Origin of the sequence: Paraburkholderia sp. (assembly GCF_035501035.1) — a bacterium.
GTDB lineage: Bacteria > Pseudomonadota > Gammaproteobacteria > Burkholderiales > Burkholderiaceae > Paraburkholderia.
Genome location: NZ_DATJWR010000393.1, coordinates 1 through 18498 on the forward strand (window position 1 = coordinate 1; position 18498 = coordinate 18498).

At 64.7% G+C, this 18498-nt stretch carries 16 protein-coding genes, 1 tRNA gene and 1 pseudogene; 8 read left to right on the forward strand and 10 right to left on the reverse strand.

Going from position 1 to position 18498, the window contains the following annotated elements; genetic code table 11:
• The 4 genes and pseudogenes from VMJ11_RS28645 to def all read right to left on the reverse strand — a co-directional run.
• Positions 1-246, reverse strand: a pseudogene (locus VMJ11_RS28645) (protease HtpX); the annotation flags it as partial.
• 131 nt (positions 247-377) lie between these two features.
• A complete protein-coding gene (locus VMJ11_RS28650; RefSeq protein ID WP_325624069.1) occupies positions 378-1025 on the reverse strand; it encodes a LysE family translocator in 648 nt (215 codons plus the stop codon).
• Between the two features lie 134 nt (positions 1026-1159).
• Complete coding sequence (gene fmt / locus VMJ11_RS28655) at positions 1160-2155, reverse strand: methionyl-tRNA formyltransferase (RefSeq protein ID WP_325624070.1); 996 nt, start codon at positions 2153-2155, stop codon at positions 1160-1162.
• Positions 2156-2210: 55 nt separating this feature from the next.
• Entirely contained in the window at positions 2211-2714 is a 504-nt protein-coding gene (def, locus tag VMJ11_RS28660) for a peptide deformylase (protein ID WP_325624072.1), read from the reverse strand.
• Between the two features lie 263 nt (positions 2715-2977).
• On the opposite strand from def, the gene dprA reads away from it, so the two are divergent.
• The 3 genes from dprA (at position 2978) to VMJ11_RS28675 (ending at position 7619) form a co-directional block, all read left to right on the forward strand.
• Positions 2978-4243: a DNA-processing protein DprA gene (gene dprA, locus VMJ11_RS28665; protein WP_325624074.1), complete on the forward strand. Its 1266-nt coding sequence runs from the start codon at positions 2978-2980 to the stop codon at positions 4241-4243.
• Between the two features lie 97 nt (positions 4244-4340).
• On the forward strand, positions 4341-4718 hold the full coding sequence (locus VMJ11_RS28670; RefSeq protein WP_325624076.1) for a thioredoxin family protein: 378 nt from the start codon (positions 4341-4343) through the stop codon (positions 4716-4718).
• 258 nt (positions 4719-4976) lie between these two features.
• The gene (locus tag VMJ11_RS28675) at positions 4977-7619 is read left to right on the forward strand and encodes a DNA topoisomerase III (RefSeq protein WP_325624077.1); all 2643 of its coding nucleotides are present in this window, start codon (positions 4977-4979) and stop codon (positions 7617-7619) included.
• 116 nt (positions 7620-7735) lie between these two features.
• Here VMJ11_RS28675 and VMJ11_RS28680 read toward each other — a convergent pair whose 3' ends face one another.
• Together VMJ11_RS28680 and VMJ11_RS28685 are read right to left on the reverse strand one after the other, a co-directional pair.
• Positions 7736-8875, reverse strand: a complete 1140-nt coding sequence (locus VMJ11_RS28680; RefSeq protein ID WP_325624079.1) for a LysR family transcriptional regulator — start codon at positions 8873-8875, stop codon at positions 7736-7738.
• Between the two features lie 314 nt (positions 8876-9189).
• Positions 9190-11040, reverse strand: coding sequence for a phosphoenolpyruvate carboxykinase (GTP) (locus VMJ11_RS28685; protein ID WP_325624080.1), 1851 nt, complete (start codon positions 11038-11040; stop codon positions 9190-9192).
• A 428-nt stretch (positions 11041-11468) separates the two neighbouring features.
• Here VMJ11_RS28685 and VMJ11_RS28690 point away from each other — a divergent pair, with 428 nt between their 5' ends.
• Positions 11469-12482: a D-2-hydroxyacid dehydrogenase family protein gene (locus VMJ11_RS28690; RefSeq protein WP_325624082.1), complete on the forward strand. Its 1014-nt coding sequence runs from the start codon at positions 11469-11471 to the stop codon at positions 12480-12482.
• Between the two features lie 72 nt (positions 12483-12554).
• Here VMJ11_RS28690 and VMJ11_RS28695 read toward each other — a convergent pair whose 3' ends face one another.
• Both VMJ11_RS28695 and VMJ11_RS28700 read right to left on the reverse strand, forming a co-directional pair.
• A complete protein-coding gene (locus VMJ11_RS28695) occupies positions 12555-13433 on the reverse strand; it encodes a patatin-like phospholipase family protein (protein ID WP_325624095.1) in 879 nt (292 codons plus the stop codon).
• A gap of 38 nt (positions 13434-13471) precedes the next feature.
• Entirely contained in the window at positions 13472-13876 is a 405-nt protein-coding gene (locus VMJ11_RS28700; protein WP_325624084.1) for a PaaI family thioesterase, read from the reverse strand.
• A gap of 254 nt (positions 13877-14130) precedes the next feature.
• Here VMJ11_RS28700 and VMJ11_RS28705 point away from each other — a divergent pair.
• Positions 14131-14206, forward strand: a tRNA-Lys gene (locus VMJ11_RS28705).
• A gap of 83 nt (positions 14207-14289) precedes the next feature.
• Here VMJ11_RS28705 and VMJ11_RS28710 read toward each other — a convergent pair.
• Both VMJ11_RS28710 and VMJ11_RS28715 read right to left on the reverse strand, forming a co-directional pair.
• Entirely contained in the window at positions 14290-14547 is a 258-nt protein-coding gene (locus tag VMJ11_RS28710) for a hypothetical protein (protein ID WP_325624086.1), read from the reverse strand.
• Between the two features lie 382 nt (positions 14548-14929).
• A complete protein-coding gene (locus VMJ11_RS28715) occupies positions 14930-15124 on the reverse strand; it encodes a hypothetical protein (RefSeq protein WP_325624087.1) in 195 nt (64 codons plus the stop codon).
• 336 nt (positions 15125-15460) lie between these two features.
• On the opposite strand from VMJ11_RS28715, the gene adh reads away from it, so the two are divergent.
• The 3 genes from adh (at position 15461) to VMJ11_RS28730 (ending at position 18102) form a co-directional block, all read left to right on the forward strand.
• The gene (adh, locus tag VMJ11_RS28720) at positions 15461-16981 is read left to right on the forward strand and encodes an aldehyde dehydrogenase (RefSeq protein WP_325624089.1); all 1521 of its coding nucleotides are present in this window, start codon (positions 15461-15463) and stop codon (positions 16979-16981) included.
• A gap of 96 nt (positions 16982-17077) precedes the next feature.
• Positions 17078-17458, forward strand: a complete 381-nt coding sequence (locus VMJ11_RS28725; protein WP_325624091.1) for a DUF779 domain-containing protein — start codon at positions 17078-17080, stop codon at positions 17456-17458.
• 164 nt (positions 17459-17622) lie between these two features.
• On the forward strand, positions 17623-18102 hold the full coding sequence (locus VMJ11_RS28730; protein WP_325624093.1) for a GyrI-like domain-containing protein: 480 nt from the start codon (positions 17623-17625) through the stop codon (positions 18100-18102).
• Positions 18103-18498 lie beyond the last annotated feature (396 nt).

An 18498-nucleotide genomic window follows, 5' to 3' on the forward strand; every position in this document is an offset into this window, starting at 1 on the left:
GCCCGCGCGCGTGGCCAGATCGCGCACCATGCGATAGAACTGCGGCGCCGTGGTCTCGTCGACTTCCTGCGCGTTGTACATGCGCAGAACCATCTTGTCCGAATACCAGTACGAAAAGAAGTTCATGGCGAGCGCGAAGAAGAGCGCCAGCATCATGCCGCGCTGCCCGCCAATCAGCCCACCAATGACGATGAAAAGGGCCGTAATCGCGGCCATCAACATCGCGGTTTTGACCCAGTTGAACATGTGCTGTGCTTCCTTCACCCACCAGGGGATCCAATCTATCGTTAAACGCCCTTCGCCAGCCGGTCAGCCAGCGCTAAGCGAGCGCATTGTAAGCGATTTGTTAGATAGGAGTGGATGCAAAAAATTCAATCTCAGCGTGTGGCCGTGGCGAGCTTCAGGCCGAGACCGACGAAGGCCGAGCCGACCGTACGGTCGAGCCACTTCTTCACGGCCGGTTTGCCCGAGAAGCGCTGCGTGACACTGCCCGCGACCCACGCGACGAAGCTGTTCCAGACCATGCTCATCAGCACGAAAACGGCGCCGAGCGTGAGGAACGCGAGGGCTTTGTGCGCGCTGTCGGTGCTCACGAATTGCGGGAAGAACGAGACGAAGAACAGCACGACCTTCGGATTGAGCACGTTGGTCCAGAAACCCGAGAGGAAGAGCTGGCGCAGCGGGCGCGGCGCGGCGGCGGCCGGCGCGGCAGCCGCGCCTTGTGCGGCGTTGGCCTCGTGCTTCGTGAAGATGAGACGCACACCGAGGTACATGAGATAGATCGCGCCGACGAATTTGATGACCGTGAACGCCGTGGCCGACGCCGCGAGCAGCGCCGTCAGGCCGAACGCGCAGGCGAGCGTGTGCACGCAGCAGCCCGCCGAGATGCCGAGCGCGGAGACGAGGCCCGCACGGCGGCCCTGCGCGACGCTGCGGCCGACGATATAGGCCGTGTCGGGCCCCGGCGTCACGTTCAGGAGAAATACGGCGACGAGGAAGAAACCGAAATGGGTGATGCCGAGCATGACGACCTCAAAATTGCCCAAATTGCGATATGTGCTGAAGCGCCATCGATTCTAGCGCGATGGTCGCAACGCGGCACCTGGCCCAATGGGTGCGACTGGAAAACCGAACGACCGGCGCGGCCAGTGCGCGCGGCTCAGGCGGCGGAAGCTTGGGGCAGCTGGAAACGCTGCCCCGCCGCGAGCGGCATGCCGGCCAGGAATTCGCGTGCGGGAAGGCGCTTGCCGCCCGGCTTTTGCAGCTGCGTGAGGCGCAACGCGCCTTCGCCGCACGCCACCACCACGCCCGCCGGGCTCACTTCGAGAATCTCGCCCGGTTCGGCGGCGGAGCCGGCTGAACGCTCGACCGGCTCTCCCGCCCACAGCTTGAGCTGCGCGCCGTCGAGCGTGGCCGCGCCGCCCGGGAACGGGTCGAACGCGCGAATCTGGCGCGCGAGCGCCACGGCCGGCCGGCGCCAGTCGAGCACGGCCTCGTGCTTGCCGATCTTTTCGGCGTAGGTCGCGCCCTCGGCTGGCTGCGGTGTGGCGCGCAACGCGCCGTCGCGCTCGAGCGCCGCGAGCCCATCCACGATCAGCTTCGCGCCAAGCTGCGCGAGGCGGTCGTGCAGCGTCGCCGTGGTGTCGCCCGGCGCGATCGCGGTGCGCACCTCGGAGATCATCGGGCCGGTGTCGAGCCCCGCATCCATCTGCATGAGCGTGATGCCGGTTTCGGCGTCGCCGGCTTCGATCGCGCGATGAATCGGCGCGGCGCCACGCCAGCGCGGCAAGATCGAAGCGTGAATGTTGATGCAACCGCGCGGCGGTACGTCGAGCACTTCCTGCGGCAGCAGCAGCCCGTAGGCGGCGACCACCATCACGTCGTGCGGCGTCGCGCGCAGCAGCTCCAGCGCGGCGGCGGCCTCCTGCGGATACTTCCCGGCGCGGCGCAGCGAAGGCGGCTGGGCGACGGCGATGCCGTGCTCCTGCGCGTAGCGCTTGACCGGGCTCGCCTGGAGCTTCATGCCGCGGCCCGCCGGACGGTCGGGCTGGGTCAGCACGAGCGGCACGGCGAAACCGGCCTCGTGAATCGCGGCGAGCGCCGCGGCGGCGAATTCCGGCGTACCGGCGAAGATGACGCGAAGGCTATGGCTCATGGGCGCTCGCTGCGTGGGAGGTTGAAGAAGAGAGGAACGGCGCGGCGCAAAACGATTACATCGCGCGCTCGAGCTTCTTCATCTTGCTCTTGATGCGCGTCTGCTTGAGCGGCGAAAGGTATTCGACGAACACGCGGCCCATCAGATGATCCATTTCGTGCTGGATGCACACCGCGAGCAGCCCTTCGCAGTCCACCTCGTAGGTCTCGCCCTTTTCGTTCATCGCGCGCACGCGCACCTTTTCCGCGCGCTCGACTTCGTCATAGATGCCGGGCACCGAAAGGCAGCCCTCTTCGTGCACTTCGCGCTCGTCGCTCGCCCAGATGATTTCCGGGTTGATGAACACGCGCAGCTCGTCATGCGCATCGGAGACGTCGATGACCACGACGCGCTCATGCACGTCGACCTGCGTTGCCGCGAGGCCGACGCCCGGCGCGGCATACATGGTTTCGGCCATATCGGCGACCAATTTGCGGATGCGGTCGTTGACCACCTCGACAGGCTTAGCGACCTTGTGCAGACGCTTGTCCGGGTAATGAAGAATGTTCAGTAGAGCCATGATTCGAAGGATTTCTCGTTAGGCGCGAGGCGCTTCGCGGCGATGCCCGGACTGGCCGTTTGGCCAGCTTGCGGGGCCCGTGCCGGATACGGAGGATATGCGGACATATACGGACGGACGAACCGCAATTCAACGTTGGACGCGCACGCGCTCGCATTGCGTCAGGCGTGCGCGCAACGCCATGTATGAAGGCGCCACGGTGAATTTCAGATGGTGAAAATTTTATCACGTGTGCGGCAATTCGCCCGCCGCTGGAGAATGCGATGCTCACGACCTTGCCGCTGTCTCATGAGGAACTGGCCGCGTGGCTGCGCCTCGCCCTCGCGCGAGGCCTCAAGCCGGCCGCGCTGCGCGCCCTGCTTGGCGCGTTCGGCTTGCCGCAGAACGTGCTGGAGCAGCGCTTCGCCGCGCTCGCGGCCATAGCAGGCGCCGACGCCGCGCGCGCGGCGCTCGCCGAGCCCGGCCCGGACTTCCCGCCTCGGCTCGAAGCGTTGCAGGCCTGGTGCGCGGCACCCGGCAACACGCTCGTCACACTCGCCGACCCGGCCTATCCAGCGCGCCTCCTCGCCATGCCCGACCCGCCCACGCTGCTCTACGTGAAGGGCCGGCTCGATCTGCTGCATGCACGCGCGGTGGCCGTGGTGGGCAGCCGCAACGCCACGCCGCAGGCCGTCGAAGACGCCGCTCGCTTCGCGCGCACGCTCGCCGCAGCGGGCCTCACGGTTGTCTCCGGACTCGCGCTCGGCGTAGATGGCGCCGCCCACCGCGGTGCGATCGACGAGCGCGGCGGCACCGTGGCCGTGATCGGCACTGGCGCGGATCTCGTCTATCCGGCGGCGCATCACGCGCTTGCCACGCAGATCGCCGCGCGTGGCGCACTCGCCTCCGAGTGGCCGCTCGGCACGCCGGCGCGCTCCGCAAACTTTCCGCAGCGCAACCGTTTGATTGCCGCGCTCGTGGAAGGCGTGGTCGTGATCGAAGCCGCACAGCGCTCGGGTTCGCTCATCACGGCGCGGCTCGCCAACGAAATGGGACGCGACGTCTTCGCACTGCCCGGCTCGATTCACGCGCCGCTCACGCGCGGCTGTCATGGCCTCATCAAGCAGGGTGCGCAACTGGTCGAAACGCCGCAGGAGGTGCTCGACGCGCTGAATATTGGCCAGCCGGCGCTTGCCGCGCGCACGCCCGAGGCGCAGCAGCGCAAGCGCGGCCCGAAGATTTCGGTTCCCCTTGAAGGCCTGCAGCACGAGGCGAGCGAAACGCTGGCGTTCACGTTCGAATCTGCGCGGCCACAGCCGGCCAAACGCAACGCAGGGCTCGAACTCTGCGCCTCGCCGCCCGCCAGCCTCTGCGCCGAGGGCCAGCGCCTGCTTGACGCCCTCGGTCACGCGCCAGCCACGCTTGAAATCCTGGCGCAGCGCACCGACATGGCCGAAGCGGTGCTGCACGGCACGCTGCTGCAACTCGAACTCGCCGGCCACCTCGACGCACTGCCCGGCGGCTGGTTCGTTCGGACTTCCCGCGGCTAGTGCCGCTGTTGGTGCGAGCGTCACCGCTCGCGCGCCGCCGTGATACATTCGCGCAAAATGCACCCGCACTATATATAAGAGAACGCAAGGAAAGACCATGCCCGCGCTAGACCTCGACACCGACGCCGACTTGATCGCCGAGCGCGTCAGCGATCACGACACGCTCTTCGTGGCGTGCCTGTGCGCGCAGTGGTGCGGCACCTGCCGCGACTACCGGACCACCTTCGACCGCATCGCCGAAGCGCATCCCGAGGTCTGCTTCGCGTGGATCGACATCGAAACGCACGCCGACCGCTTCGACGACCTGGATGTCGAGAATTTCCCGACCATCCTGATCGAAGACGGCCACGCCACGCGCTTTTTCGGCACCGTCCTCCCGCATGCCGCCGTGGTCGAGCGCATGCTCTCGGACCTCACGACGCTGCCAGGCGTGGCCGACGCGCCGAAGCTGCGGCCCGCCCTGAGCGCCGCTTGAGGGCAACCCACACTCGACTCAGATTGCCCGGGCCGCTTGCCGCGCGGCTCGGCGCGCCCTTATGATTGGGCGCCCTTGGGCGCAGTGCGGGCGTCGTCATGAGATGACGTAAAAATCGGCACCGCCGCGCCATGTGCTATAAAGCGGTCGAGAACGGCACCCCGCGCGGGGCCGCCAAGCCGGGCTTCGAGCCCAAGCGCCTGATCGGACGGCATCGGCCGCGGGGCGCCAACCGGATTCACCCACTAGCAACCAGTCATGTCCAAAGCTCTGATCATCGCCGAGAAGCCATCCGTCGCGAACGACATCGCGCGCGCGCTGGGCGGTTTTACCAAGCATGACGAATACTACGAGAGCGACGACTACGTGCTTTCGTCGGCAGTCGGCCATCTGCTGGAAATCGCCGCGCCGGAAGAATACGAGGTCAAGCGAGGCAAATGGAGCTTCGCTCACCTGCCCGTGATCCCGCCGCACTTCGACCTGAACCCGATCGCCAAGAGCGAGTCGCGGCTCAAGGTGCTCACCAGGTTGATGAAACGCAAGGACGTTGACCGCCTGATCAACGCCTGCGACGCGGGGCGCGAGGGAGAGCTGATCTTCCGCCTGATCGCGCAGCACGCCAAGGCGAAGCAGCCGGTGCAGCGCCTGTGGCTGCAGTCGATGACACCGCAGGCGATTCGCGAAGGCTTCGTGAACCTGCGCAGCGACCACGACATGCTACCGCTCGCCGATGCCGCCCGATGCCGCTCGGAAGCCGACTGGCTCGTCGGCATCAACGGTACGCGCGCGATGACCGCCTTCAACAGCAAGGGCGGCGGCTTCTTCCTCACCACGGTCGGCCGCGTTCAGACGCCAACGTTGTCGATCGTCGTCGAACGTGAAGAGAAAATCCGCCGTTTCGTGCCGCGCGACTATTGGGAAGTGCGCGCCGAGTTCGTCTGCGCGAAAGGCTTCTACGAAGGCCGCTGGTTTGACCCGAAATTCAAGAAAGACGAGTTCGATCCGGAAAAACGCGACTCGCGCCTCTGGAGCCTGCCGGCCGCCGAAACCATCGTGGCCGCCTGCCACGGCCGCGAAGGCACGGTCACCGAGGAATCGAAGCCGTCCACCCAGCTTTCGCCCGCGCTCTTCGACCTGACGAGCCTGCAGCGCGAAGCCAACAGCCGCTTCGGCTTCTCGGCCAAGAACACGCTCGGCCTCGCCCAGGCACTGTACGAAAAGCACAAGGTGCTCACCTACCCGCGTACCGACGCGCGCGCGCTGCCCGAGGACTACATCGGCACCGTGAAAGAGACGCTCGAGATGCTCAAGGAGAGCAACAACTACCTGCCGCACGCGAAGCAGGTGCTCGACAAGGGCTGGGTGAAGCCGAACAAGCGCATCTTCGACAACTCGAAGATCAGCGATCACTTCGCCATCATCCCCACGCTGCAGGCGCCGAAGTCGCTCTCGGAACCCGAGCAGAAGCTCTACGACCTCGTCGTGAAGCGCTTTCTGGCCGTGTTCTTCCCGGCGGCGGAATACCGCGTCACCACGCGCATCACCGAAGTCGCAGGGCATCACTTCAAGACGGAAGGCAAGGTGCTGGTCGAGGCGGGCTGGCTGCAGGTCTACGGCCGCGACACGGGCGGCGACGACGCCAACCTCGTGCCGGTGCAGAAGAACGAAAAGGTCAAGACCGACAAGATCGCGGCGCACCAGCTCGTGACCAAGCCGCCTGCGCGCTACAACGAAGCGACGCTGCTCTCGGCCATGGAAGGCGCGGGCAAGCTTGTCGACGACGAGGATCTGCGCGAGGCGATGGCGGCCAAGGGGCTCGGCACGCCGGCCACGCGCGCGGCGATCATCGAAGGTCTGCTCGGCGAAAAGTATCTGGTGCGCGAGGGCCGCGAGCTGATTCCCACGGCCAAGGCCTTCCAGCTCATGACGCTGTTGCGCGGCCTCGGCGTGGAAGAACTGACCGCGCCTGAACTCACCGGCGAGTGGGAATACAAGCTTTCGCAGATGGAGCGCGGCAAGCTTCCGCGCGACGCGTTCATGCAGGAAATCGCCCGCATGACGCAGACCATCGTCAAGCGCGCGAAGGAATACGACTCCGACACGATTCCCGGCGACTACGCGACGCTGGAAACGCCGTGCCCGAACTGCGGCGGCCAGGTGAAGGAAAACTACCGCCGCTTCGCATGCACGAAGTGCGAGTTCTCGATCTCGAAGATTCCGGGCGGCCGGCAGTTCGAAATTCCCGAAGTCGAAGAGCTGCTCAAGGAAAAGACGATCGGGCCGCTCTCGGGCTTTCGCAGCAAGATGGGCCGGCCGTTCTCGGCGATCCTCAAGCTCTCGCTCGACGACGAAATCAAGAACTACAAGCTCGAGTTCGATTTCGGCCAGGATTCCGGCGCCGAAGATGGCGAAGCGCCAGACTTCTCGCAGCACGAGCCGGTTGGCGCGTGCCCGAAGTGCAAGGGGCGCGTGTTCGAGCACGGCATGAGCTATGTCTGCGAGCACTCGGTCGCAAACCCGAAGACCTGCGACTTCCGCTCGGGCAAGGTGATCCTGCAGCAGGAAATCACGCGCGAGCAGATGGCGAAGCTTCTGGCCGAAGGCCGCACCGACCTGCTGACCAGCTTCAAGTCGTCGCGTACGGGCCGCAACTTCAAGGCTTTCCTCGTGAAGCAGAGCGACGGCAAGATCGGCTTCGAGTTCGAGAAAAAGGAGCCGGCCGCAAAGACGGCAGCGAAGAAGTCGGCTGCTGCAACGGCCGAGGCCGCGGGTGCAGAGGATGCCTCGAACGATGCGGCGGAAGAAGGTGCGAAACCCGCGCGCAAGACGGCGGCCGCCAAGGCCGCTCCGGCGCGCAAGACCGCCCCCCGCAAAACGCCCGCGCGCAAGACTGGCTCGTAAGCGTTTCCTGGAGCAAGTCCGCAAGCCACCATTCAGTGGCGCAGCAGACAAGCAAAAAGGCGCAGCTTCTCACGAAGCTGCGCCTTTTTTATCGGCCGATGCCCGGCGATGCGGAACTATAGCGGCGAGATTGCCGAAGTCCGGGTGCGCGCGGCCGCAGCGCGCGCGGCCTTGGGCGCACGCTCTGCGTCCACGCCGGTGCGCTCGCCGTCGCGCAGGGACGCGCCCGGCGCAGGCTGCGCCCCGTCGAAGGCTTCGGATGCGGCGCCGTTGCGAGCCGGCGCGACCGGAGCGGCCGCTGTGGCCGAAGCGGCGGCTGGCCGTGCAAGCCCGTCCTTGACCCACTGCTCGCCGAGCTGGCTGTTAGGCGTCTGGCTGAAATGCTCGACGAGATGATCGATGAAGGTGCGCACCTTGGCCGGCAGGTGACGCCGGCTCGGATACGCGACGTTGATCTCGACTTGCGGCAAACGGTAGTCGCCGAGCAGCCGCACGAGACGGCCGCGCGTCATGTCACGACCGATCAGGTAGCTTGGCAGGATCGCGATGCCCATACCGAGCAGCGCGAACTGGCGCAGCATCTCGGTGTTGTTCGCCACGATCACATTGGTCGGACGCACGCGGACCTCGCCTTCCGGGCCCGTGAAAACGCGCTCGTCGCCCCAGTATTCGGAGGGCAGCGACAGGCTCGGATGCTCCATCAGCTGCTCGGGCCGCGTGGGCGTGCCGTGCGTTTCGAGGTACGCCGGCGTCGCGCACACGGTCATGCAGCCCGTCGTGAGGCGACGCGTGACGATGCTCGCACTGCGCATCTGGCGCGCAGTCACGACGCCCAGGTCGAAGCCCTCTTCGACGAGATCGACCTGCCGGTCCACCAGCGTGACATCGGGAACGACCTGGGGAAAGCGCTGCGTGTACGTCTGCAGCACGGGGGCGAGATTGTGCAGGCCGAACACGACCGGGGCGACGATGCGCAGCGTGCCCACGGGCTCGTGGTTGCGCGCGACGACCATCTGCTCGACATCTTCGAGCTCATCGAGAATCTGGCGGGCGCGCTCGAGATAGACCTGACCCGATTCGGTCAGGGAGAGACTGCGGGTCGTGCGATTGAGCAAACGCGTACCGAGCCGGCCTTCGAGGTCGGCGACATGCCGCGTCGCAACCGCGTTGGAGATATCCATCGCGGAAGCGGCCCGGGCGAAACTGCCGAGGTCCGCCACTTTGACGAATACTCGCATCGACTGCAAATGATCCATGAGACAACTCCTGCCTGTTACTACCCGCTGAAATCCAGCGGTGGAAACCGCGAATTCTCCTACGACAGCGGAAAACGTGCAGAAGTTGCCTCCGAAGCCCCTATTTTCTTTATGAATTCTTCGACTGCGCCCCAAAATGCATTAACGCACCTCGAATTGTTTCCTCGAGAGAAACAATTTTGCGCAATGCAGCGAAATAACCGGCCAAGTGCCGAACAGACGGCGCTCCGCACCGCATCAAAGCATTCGACCCTGTAAACACAAACGGCCGCCCGAAGGCGGCCATCTGGTCAGCGAATGCTCACTTCACGCTATCACAGACGCGTTTCCAGCGTCTCGCGAACATCCTTGAGCGCCGCCGGCAAGCCATGCGCGAGCGTATCGAACAGATCGGCGTGCAAAGCGAGCTCGGCGCGCCACGCATCGGCGTCTACCGAAATCACCTGCTCGAACTGCGCCGCCGTGAAGTTCATGCCGCGCCAGTCGAGATCGTCGTAGCGCGGCGACACGCCGAACGCGTGCTCGTCGCCCTCGGCCTTACCCTCGATGCGACGCACCATCCATTCGAGCACGCGCATGTTCTCGCCAAAGCCGGGCCACACGAACTTTCCGTCCGGCCCCTTGCGGAACCAGTTCACGCAGAAGATGCGCGGCAGCACGGCGCCAAGCTTCGCCAGGCGCTCGCCCATTTTCAGCCAGTGATCGAAGTAGTCGGCCATGTTGTAGCCGCAGAACGGCAGCATCGCGAACGGGTCGCGCCGCACCACGCCCTGCTGCCCCGCCGCTGCGGCCGTGGTCTCCGAGCCCATGGTGGCGGCCATGTAGACGCCCTCGGTCCAGTCGCGCGCCTCGGTCACGAGCGGCACCGTGGTCGAGCGGCGGCCGCCGAACACGAACGCATCGATCGCCACGCCCTTCGGGTTCTCCCATTCGGGATCGATCGACGGGCACTGCGAGGCCGGAGCCGTGAAGCGCGCGTTCGGGTGCGCGGCCTTGCGGCCGGTTTCCTTCCCAATGGCGGGCGTCCAGTCGTTGCCCTGCCAGTCGATCAGGTGTGCGGGCGGCTCGTCGGTCATGCCTTCCCACCAGACGTCGCCGTCGTCGGTGAGCGCGACGTTCGTGAAGATCACGTTCTCCTTGAGCGTCGCCATGGCGTTGAAATTGGTCTTCTCGCCCGTGCCAGGCGCCACGCCGAAGTAGCCCGCCTCCGGGTTGATCGCGTAGAGGCGGCCGTCGGCGCCTGGCTTGATCCACGCAATATCGTCGCCGATCGTGGTGATTTCCCAGCCGTTCATGGTGGGCGGCGGAATCAGCATGGCGAAGTTGGTCTTGCCGCACGCCGACGGGAACGCCGCCGCGACGTGGTACTTGCGGCCCTCCGGCGAGCGCACGCCGAGAATCAGCATGTGCTCGGCGAGCCAGCCTTCGTCGCGGCCCATGGTCGAAGCGATGCGCAGCGCAAAGCACTTCTTGCCGAGCAGCGCGTTGCCGCCGTAACCGGAGCCGTAGCTCCAGATCTCGCGCGTTTCCGGAAAATGGACGATGTACTTCGTCTTGTTGCACGGCCACGGCACGTCCTTCTCGCCGGCCGCGAGCGGCGCGCCCACGCTATGCACGCACGGCACGAACGCGCCGTCCTCGCCGAGCACGTCGTACACGGCGCGGCCCATGCGCGTCATGATGCGCATATTCACGGCCACATAGGGGCTGTCCGAAAGCTCCACGCCAATGTGCGCGATGGGCGAGCCGAGCGGGCCCATCGAGAACGGCACCACGTACATCGTGCGCCCGCGCATCGAGCCTGCGAAAAGGCCGTCGAGCGTCGCGCGCATTTCGGCGGGCGCGATCCAGTTGTTGGTGGGGCCGACGTCCTCCTTGCGAGGCGAGCAGATGAAGGTGCGATCTTCGACCCGCGCGACATCGGAAGGGTCGGAACACGCAAGATACGAATTCGGGCGCTTCTGCGGATTGAGGCGGCGCATCGTGCCCGCCTCGACCATCTGCGCACACAGGCTGTCGTATTCCTCCTGCGAGCCGTCACACCAGACAATGCGATCCGGCTGCGTATGCGCCGCGATTTTTTGCACCCAGTCGATCAGTTTCCGGTGCCGGACCCAGGCGGGCACTTGAGCGGCGGCCTGGGCGTGGTGGTCGGGGTGGTTCATTGAGCTGTCTCCGTTCTTAGGGCTGTAAAAAGGGGAAGCGGCCCTTTTAGACGCTGCATGCGAGAGGCGCAACCGCCGCGAGCCAAATGTTGATGGCAGATCAACATCCCGTTCGGTTCGCGCAGTTGGGCAGGTCGTCAAGGTCCATTCAGCTGGGGTTCGAAACCGTCTGTAAAGCGGCTTGCATCGGAACCCGACAAGCTGTTAAAAGTTGCAAATTCGCGGCCGGGAGCCGCGTCCAATACCTGTGCGCGTCGCCATGCTTATGTGCAAGTACGATACCTGCTGCAGCGCACGGCACGCGACGTGAAGGCTCCCCCTTATTCATACCAGCCTTCCCGCTGCTGCATAGTGGGATAACCACCAGATGAACATCGAAGTCGCGCCAGGAACGACGCGACAAAAAACACGCAAAACGATCCGCTGCCATGAAAATTGCCATCCTTGACGACTACCAGGACGCCGTCCGCAAGCTCGACTGCTTTGAACTGCTCGCCGACCACGAGGTCAAGGTTTTCAACAACACAGTGCGCGGCCTCGGCCAGCTCGCCAGCCGCCTCTCCGAAGTTGACGCGCTCGTTCTGATCCGCGAACGCACCCGCATCAACTCGCAACTGCTCGACAAGCTCCCGCATCTGCGCATGATCAGCCAGACTGGCCGGGCCGGCTCGCATATCGACATTCCCGCGTGCACCGAGCGCGGCATTGCGGTGCTCGAAGGCACGGGCTCGCCCGTCGCCCCCGCCGAACTCACGTGGGCACTCATCATGGCCGCACAGCGCCGCATTCCGCAGTATGTCGCCAACCTCAAGCAGGGCGCGTGGCAGCAATCGGGCCTGAAGACCTCGGCCATGCCGCCGAACTTCGGCCTGGGCCAGGTGATGCGCGGCCAGACGCTCGGCATCTGGGGCTACGGAAAGATCGGCCGGCTCGTGGCCGGCTACGGGAAGGCGTTCGGCATGCGCGTACTGGTGTGGGGCCGTGAGCATTCGCTCGAAGCCGCGCGCGCCGACGGCTACGAAGCGGCCGCCAGCCGCGAGGCGCTGTTCGAAGAAAGTGACATTCTTTCGCTGCACCTGCGTCTGCACGATGACACGCGCGGGATCGTGAAGCAGGAAGATCTGCTGCGCATGAAACCCACATCGCTGCTCGTCAACACGAGCCGTGCGGAGCTGCTGGAAGAGAACGCGCTGCTCGGCGCGCTCTCGCACAACCGGCCGGGCATGGTGGCGATCGACGTGTACGAGAGCGAGCCGATCCTGCAGGGCTACAGCCTGCTGCGCATGGAAAACGTGATCTGCACGCCGCACATCGGCTATGTGGAACGGGAAAGCTACGAGCTCTACTTCGGCGCGGCATTCCGCAACATCCTCGCGTTCGATGCGGGCGACCTGTCGAGCGTCGCAAACCCCGAGGCGCTGCAGGGCGGCCGCCGCAAGTAAGCGCGTGCGCACGGGGGCGCGCGCCGCCCGCGAAAGCGCCCATCCGATCGCCCGTGATCCGGCCCCACGCGTTCAAGCGTGCGCGGCCGCTTCCATGACTTCTGGCAGGCGCGCGAGAAAGCGCTCGCCGTCCACACGCCCGAGGTTGTAGGCGTGCTGCATCTGATGTGGGCTCGTGTAGTCCCAGCTAGAGATCGGCACCTTGGCCGAGGGCTGTACGTAAAGGCGTTGCTGCACGCCCTTCGGCACCGGGTGCCGCACCACGAACATCTGCGGGCGCGGATAGAGCCGCGTCACCATGACCAGCACGCGGTCGACGGTTTCGTCGAGCGCGCCGACCGGTACGTTGTCGACCATCCCGCCATCGAGCACGGGGCGGCCGTCGCGGCGCAGCACCGGCGTGAACGGCGGCGTGCACGACGACTGCAGGATCAGGTCGGCCAGATCCTCCACGCTCGCACACTCCTGCGCGATCACGAACTCCGGATGAAATCCTAGCTTGCGCCCGAGCGTGGGGTGCAACGTCTTGCGGATGTGCTTTTCGATGTTGTACGCGATGAGGCCTGCCGCGACGGCGCTGCGCGCCCCTAGCCAGCGCGGCAGATGGGAAACGCCGATGCGGATCTCGGGCGCGTCCTGCAGGCGCGCGAACGGCTCGCCGTAAATGTCGAGCAGCGCCTGACGATAGATGCGGTAGTGCGGAAACACCGACTCGCCGCGCAGCAGGTTGCCCCAGTAGGCATTGCGCTTGTTATGGCGCAACGCTTGCTCGTAATAGCGCATGACCCAGTCGGCCTCGCGCGTGTAGAGCATGCAGGCCGTGGCCGCGCCGGCCGAGATGCCCGTGATGACGCGCGGACGAATGCGCAGTTCGGGCTGGACGATGTCCCAGAACCCTGCCTGCCACCAGCAGCGATTGCCGCCGCCGGCGAAAACCACCTGATCGAACATGCCTTGTGCGTCCTTCGAAACGATCGGAAGCGGCAAGCTTAATCGAGCAGCGCGTACGTGGAGGTCGCGTGTACCGCCATCCTGCCGTCTTCGTCGTAGAGCTCTATTTCACCGAACACCAGATTGCGGCCCATCCGCAGAACGCGTGCCGTCACGAGCACGTCGCCGTTGCGCACCGCGCGCATGAAGCTGGTATTGAGGGCGACCGTCGTCATGGGTTTGAAGCCGCCAAGCGCCGCCGAAATGGCGACGATCATGGCCGTGTCGGCCGCCGCCATGAAAACCTGGCCGCAGATCACGCCGCCCGAGTGCCGCAGCTCACCGGAGAACGGCAAGCGCAAGGTGGCGCTAGCCTCCGTCACCTCGACAGGTTTCATCCCGAGCGCACGCACCCACGGAGCCAGCACGCGCTCGAGCAGCGCTTCGATTGCTTTGTCGTCCATCTTTTGCCTTTGAGAATCCGTGCCTGCCGCGCGACGATTCCAGCAAACGGGCGAAGCAGCGACTGGCTTGAAACCTGGTTCGACGCCAGATGTGGCGACATGATACCGGGAGAGCCCGGCCCCGCGGTGGCAGCGCGCATGCCTGCACGGGTGGGCCGCCGCTGGACTCCAGGCGCGCCGACAAACTTTTTTAGGAATTTTGCGAAAAGGACTTGGCAAGTCCCAAAAAGTGTTGCATAATTTCGCTTCTGTTGGGGGCGTTAGCTCAGTTGGTAGAGCAGCGGACTCTTAATCCGTAGGTCGAGTGTTCGAGTCACTCACGCCCCACCAGCCAATTCAGTCAAAAAGCCCGGTCTTCGACCGGGCTTTTTGCATTTCTCACCTCCGCCCTGCGTTTGCCGCCACACTCAGCCTTACTTCATACGGCGTACGTGGCGTGACGCCTGCTTGTGGCGCGGCAACCAGCGGCCGAGTGCCTCGAAACCGTCGAGCTGGCGCAGCAGCGTGTCGACGGTCGTCAGTTGAACGTGAGTCAGGTGGTTCTGCTTGAGAAGGGTGTGCAAGCGCTTGCGCCAGTACGCGACACCCATGACGGGCACCTCGAAGTCGCCGGCGAGCGACGGCGGCATCACACGCGCAATGTGCGCGATTTCCTGTTCGACGAATGTCATGACTTTCCCCGTCCGTCCTGCCGTAGTTTCTTATCGTATGAAGTACTGTAGAACGCTCTGGGGGAGACGCCAGCCTACCCGTATGGATAGGTGGCAATCATCTGACCAATAAACTGGCTGGCTGGGCGCAGCCCGGATGAGACCCTTCTGGCGCCGGGCTCGTCCCTCGCGGCGCCTCGGCCACCAGGTTATTCAACGCTCGCGCCGCCGCTTCCGTTGGAAATCGCCGCTCGAGAACCTGGCGTGCCGTCCCGCGGCTTGCCTGGCCGGATATTCCACCTGAACCGCTTCTGATATCCCTCTGCGGACCCGGCGGCGTCGAGGGCTTCTTTATCGGCGTCACGCTGGCGACCCACCTCCTCTGGCCTCCGGGCGCTAGCGCTCAGAGAAACGGCTTGCCGTCCACCTGCTCGTAGACGACGTTGCCCTCGTCGTCCTCGAACTGCTCAAGGTAATTGCGGGCGCCGCACACTGGGCAGCGGAACAACGGCCCCTGGCCTTCGTTCTTGATCACGACCTCGCTCTGCTCCCACGGGGTGCCGCACGACTGGTTGCGGCAAACGAATGTACTCGACATGCAAACTCTCCTGGCTGTTACGGGTGCCAAGCCTACCGCATGTGCGGCCCGCGCGCCGCAAATCTCCGTTTCGGGCCCAAATCTCATGGGCGATCTGTTCACTTCTTGAGCAGTCAAATTGCCCCGTTGCTCTGCCCTGACGCAACCCTCTCGCCCCATTGACGGCTCGCGTGCCGCGCATTCGGACGACACCCTCGCGCCAGCCCGGCGCGGGCGCCTGCAAGTGCCTTGATTCGGCGGCGTTGGCATGCTTCTCGCGTTAGCGTGCACCGGTAGCGCGGCCTAGGCTCGCCGCGTCCATCCATATCGACATCGAGAACAGAGAGGAGCACGGAGATGAATCACGCGGACATGCAATTCCTGAATACCGAGTTTCCGTACAAGAAGCAGTACGGTAACTTCATTGGCGGCGAGTGGGTCGCGCCGCTCGGCGGCGAGTATTTCGACGACATCTCGCCGATCACCGGCCACGCATTCACGTCGATTCCGCGCTCGCGCGAAGCCGACATCGAGCTCGCGCTCGACGCTGCTCACAAGGCCAAGGCGGCATGGGGCAAGACCGCGCCGACGGAGCGCGCCAACATCCTGAACCGCATCGCCGACCGCATCGAGCAGAACCTGCACAGGATCGCAGTGGCGGAGACCATCGACAACGGCAAGCCTCTGCGCGAAACGCTGGCCGCCGACATCCCGCTCGCCGTCGACCACTTCCGCTATTTCGCGGGCTGCGTGCGCGCGCAGGAAGGCGGCATTTCCGAGATCGATCACGACACGGTCGCCTATCACTTTCACGAGCCGCTCGGCGTGGTCGGCCAGATCATTCCGTGGAACTTCCCGATCCTGATGGCCGCCTGGAAGCTCGCGCCCGCCCTCGCCGCCGGCAACTGCGTGGTGCTCAAGCCCGCCGAGCAGACGCCCGCGTCGTTCCTCGTGCTCGTCGAGCTGATCCAGGACCTGCTGCCGCCGGGCGTGCTCAACGTGGTGAACGGCTTCGGGCTCGAGGCCGGCAAACCGCTCGCCTCGAACCGCCGCATCGCGAAGATCGCGTTCACGGGCGAAACCACGACCGGCCGGCTCATCATGCAGTACGCGAGCCAGAACCTCATTCCCGTGACACTGGAGCTGGGCGGCAAGAGCCCGAACATCTTCTTTGCCGACGTGCTCGATCACGACGACAGCTACTTCGACAAGGCGCTCGAAGGCTTCGCGATGTTCGCGCTCAATCAGGGCGAGGTGTGCACGTGCCCTTCGCGCGTGCTCATCGACGAAAAGATCTACGACCGCTTCATGGAGCGTGCGCTCAAGCGCGTGGCGGCGGTGCAGCAAGGCCACCCGCTCGACACGAAGACGATGATCGGCGCGCAGGCTTCGCAGGAGCAGCTCGAGAAGATCCTCTCGTACATCGACCTGGGCAAGCAGGAAGGCGCGCAGTGCCTGATCGGCGGTGAGCGCAACAAGCAGGCCGGCGAGCTGAGCGACGGGTACTACGTGAAGCCGACGGTGTTCCGCGGGCACAACAAGATGCGCATCTTCCAGGAGGAAATCTTCGGGCCCGTGGTGTCCGTAACCACTTTCAAGACCGAAGAGGAAGCGCTGGAAATCGCCAACGACACGCTCTATGGCCTCGGTGCGGGCGTGTGGACGCGCGACGGTACACGTGCGTACCGCTTCGGCCGAGCGATCCAGGCAGGACGTGTATGGACCAACTGCTATCACGCCTACCCGGCGCACGCGGCGTTCGGCGGTTACAAGCAGTCGGGCATCGGCCGCGAGAACCACAAGATGATGCTCGACCACTATCAGCAGACGAAGAACCTGCTCGTCAGCTACAGCGATCAGCCGCTCGGGTTCTTCTGATCGCGTATCGTGCATGGGGTGTCGCGCGCGGCGGGCCGTTAGAACGACCGCAGCGGCGCGCGACGCCGTCTTCGTGGCATCCCTAAAGGATCTGACATGGTCGAACGCGTTACCGCCACGCCAGCCGCGCTCGCGCTGATCGAGCAGCTGGCGCGCGAGCACGGCCCCTTGCTCTTTCACCAATCCGGCGGTTGCTGCGACGGCAGCGCGCCGATGTGCTTTCCCGCCGGCGAGTTCATGGTCGGCAACGCCGACGTGCAACTCGGCGAGATCGGCGGCATGCCGTTCTATATGACCGAGGCACAGTTTGAGTACTGGCAGCACACCCAGCTCATCATCGACGCTGTGCCGGGCAACGGCGGCATGTTTTCGCTGGAGCGACCCACGGGGCAGCGCTTTCTTACGCGCTCGCGGCTCTACGACGAAGAGGAAAGCGCGTGGCTCGACGCGCATCCGGTAACGCGTGTGAATCTGTGAAGCCTGAACGCGGCGCGCGACACCGGACACAGCGCCAGATCAAACGTGCGACACGCAAAAGAACGTCTCCCAGATTGCGGTGCTATCCTGGATCGCATGCAGCTGCGCATTCGCGCGCCTGAACCTGCGCGGCCCGCGCGGCCGTCGAACCTGGAGACGCCATCATGCAAAACCACGACGTGAAACTCCTCACCCTCGAGCCGATGGATCTGCTCGCCGTCAGCCACGTGGGTCCGTACGTGAAGATCGACGATGCGTTCTATACGCTCGCCCAGTGGCTCGGCGAGCGCAACGTGCGCACGTCGGGCGCGAAGATGGTCGGCATCTTCTACGACGATCCCAACACGGTCGAAGAATCGAAGCTGCGCTCGAAGGCGGCGCTGCATCTGGCGCATGAAACCGACGTGGAAATCATCGCGCCCGTAGAAAAGCTTCAGCTGCGCGGCGGCGAGCACGCAATGATGCTGCACGAGGGGCCATACGAGGGGCTGCAGCAAGCGTGGATGTGGTTCTACAACGAGGGACTGCAAAAACTCGCGCGCAAGCCGGACTTTGCGGCGCCTTCGTTCGAGCTTTATCTGAATACGCCTGACGAGGCGGCCCCGGAGGACTTGAAGACCCAGCTCTATATCCCGCTGGCTTGATTGGCGCAGGTGAGCGGCTTTGAGGGATGCTGCCGGGGAGTTTTCCGGCGGCATCGCGGTTTCCGGTGCGAGGGTTCTAAGGTTTTTTTAATATATGTATACGTAAACGTAGTAATAGTTAACAAGCCCCTGGGTTTCCTGTGGATAAGCGGGAAAAACCATTGAGTAAACAAGGCTGTGGAAAACTCATAACCCTGCGGGCGTTAACGGGACAACGCCAGAGTGCTGCTGGCAACTTTTCCACATTTTTTGCTCCGCTGAAGTTATCCCCGATTCATGCACAGTGATTTCCAGGGCTTTTCCTCGGGTTATCCGCCGGGGCCTGTGGATAGATGCGGGGTGCCAACTCCCTTTGTTCATGGCGAAAAAAAAGCGCCCCGGGGGGCGCTCTTTCGC

Coding starts and splice junctions, on each gene's coding strand:
- VMJ11_RS28650 (WP_325624069.1), bottom strand. CDS start 1,025: ATGCTCGGCATCACCCATTTCGGTTTCTTCCTCGTCGCCGTATTTCTC.
- fmt (WP_325624070.1), bottom strand. CDS start 2,155: ATGAGCCATAGCCTTCGCGTCATCTTCGCCGGTACGCCGGAATTCGCC.
- def (WP_325624072.1), bottom strand. CDS start 2,714: ATGGCTCTACTGAACATTCTTCATTACCCGGACAAGCGTCTGCACAAG.
- dprA (WP_325624074.1), top strand. CDS start 2,978: ATGCTCACGACCTTGCCGCTGTCTCATGAGGAACTGGCCGCGTGGCTG.
- VMJ11_RS28670 (WP_325624076.1), top strand. CDS start 4,341: ATGCCCGCGCTAGACCTCGACACCGACGCCGACTTGATCGCCGAGCGC.
- VMJ11_RS28675 (WP_325624077.1), top strand. CDS start 4,977: ATGTCCAAAGCTCTGATCATCGCCGAGAAGCCATCCGTCGCGAACGAC.
- VMJ11_RS28680 (WP_325624079.1), bottom strand. CDS start 8,875: ATGGATCATTTGCAGTCGATGCGAGTATTCGTCAAAGTGGCGGACCTC.
- VMJ11_RS28685 (WP_325624080.1), bottom strand. CDS start 11,040: ATGAACCACCCCGACCACCACGCCCAGGCCGCCGCTCAAGTGCCCGCC.
- VMJ11_RS28690 (WP_325624082.1), top strand. CDS start 11,469: ATGAAAATTGCCATCCTTGACGACTACCAGGACGCCGTCCGCAAGCTC.
- VMJ11_RS28695 (WP_325624095.1), bottom strand. CDS start 13,433: ATGTTCGATCAGGTGGTTTTCGCCGGCGGCGGCAATCGCTGCTGGTGG.
- VMJ11_RS28700 (WP_325624084.1), bottom strand. CDS start 13,876: ATGGACGACAAAGCAATCGAAGCGCTGCTCGAGCGCGTGCTGGCTCCG.
- VMJ11_RS28710 (WP_325624086.1), bottom strand. CDS start 14,547: ATGACATTCGTCGAACAGGAAATCGCGCACATTGCGCGTGTGATGCCG.
- VMJ11_RS28715 (WP_325624087.1), bottom strand. CDS start 15,124: ATGTCGAGTACATTCGTTTGCCGCAACCAGTCGTGCGGCACCCCGTGG.
- adh (WP_325624089.1), top strand. CDS start 15,461: ATGAATCACGCGGACATGCAATTCCTGAATACCGAGTTTCCGTACAAG.
- VMJ11_RS28725 (WP_325624091.1), top strand. CDS start 17,078: ATGGTCGAACGCGTTACCGCCACGCCAGCCGCGCTCGCGCTGATCGAG.
- VMJ11_RS28730 (WP_325624093.1), top strand. CDS start 17,623: ATGCAAAACCACGACGTGAAACTCCTCACCCTCGAGCCGATGGATCTG.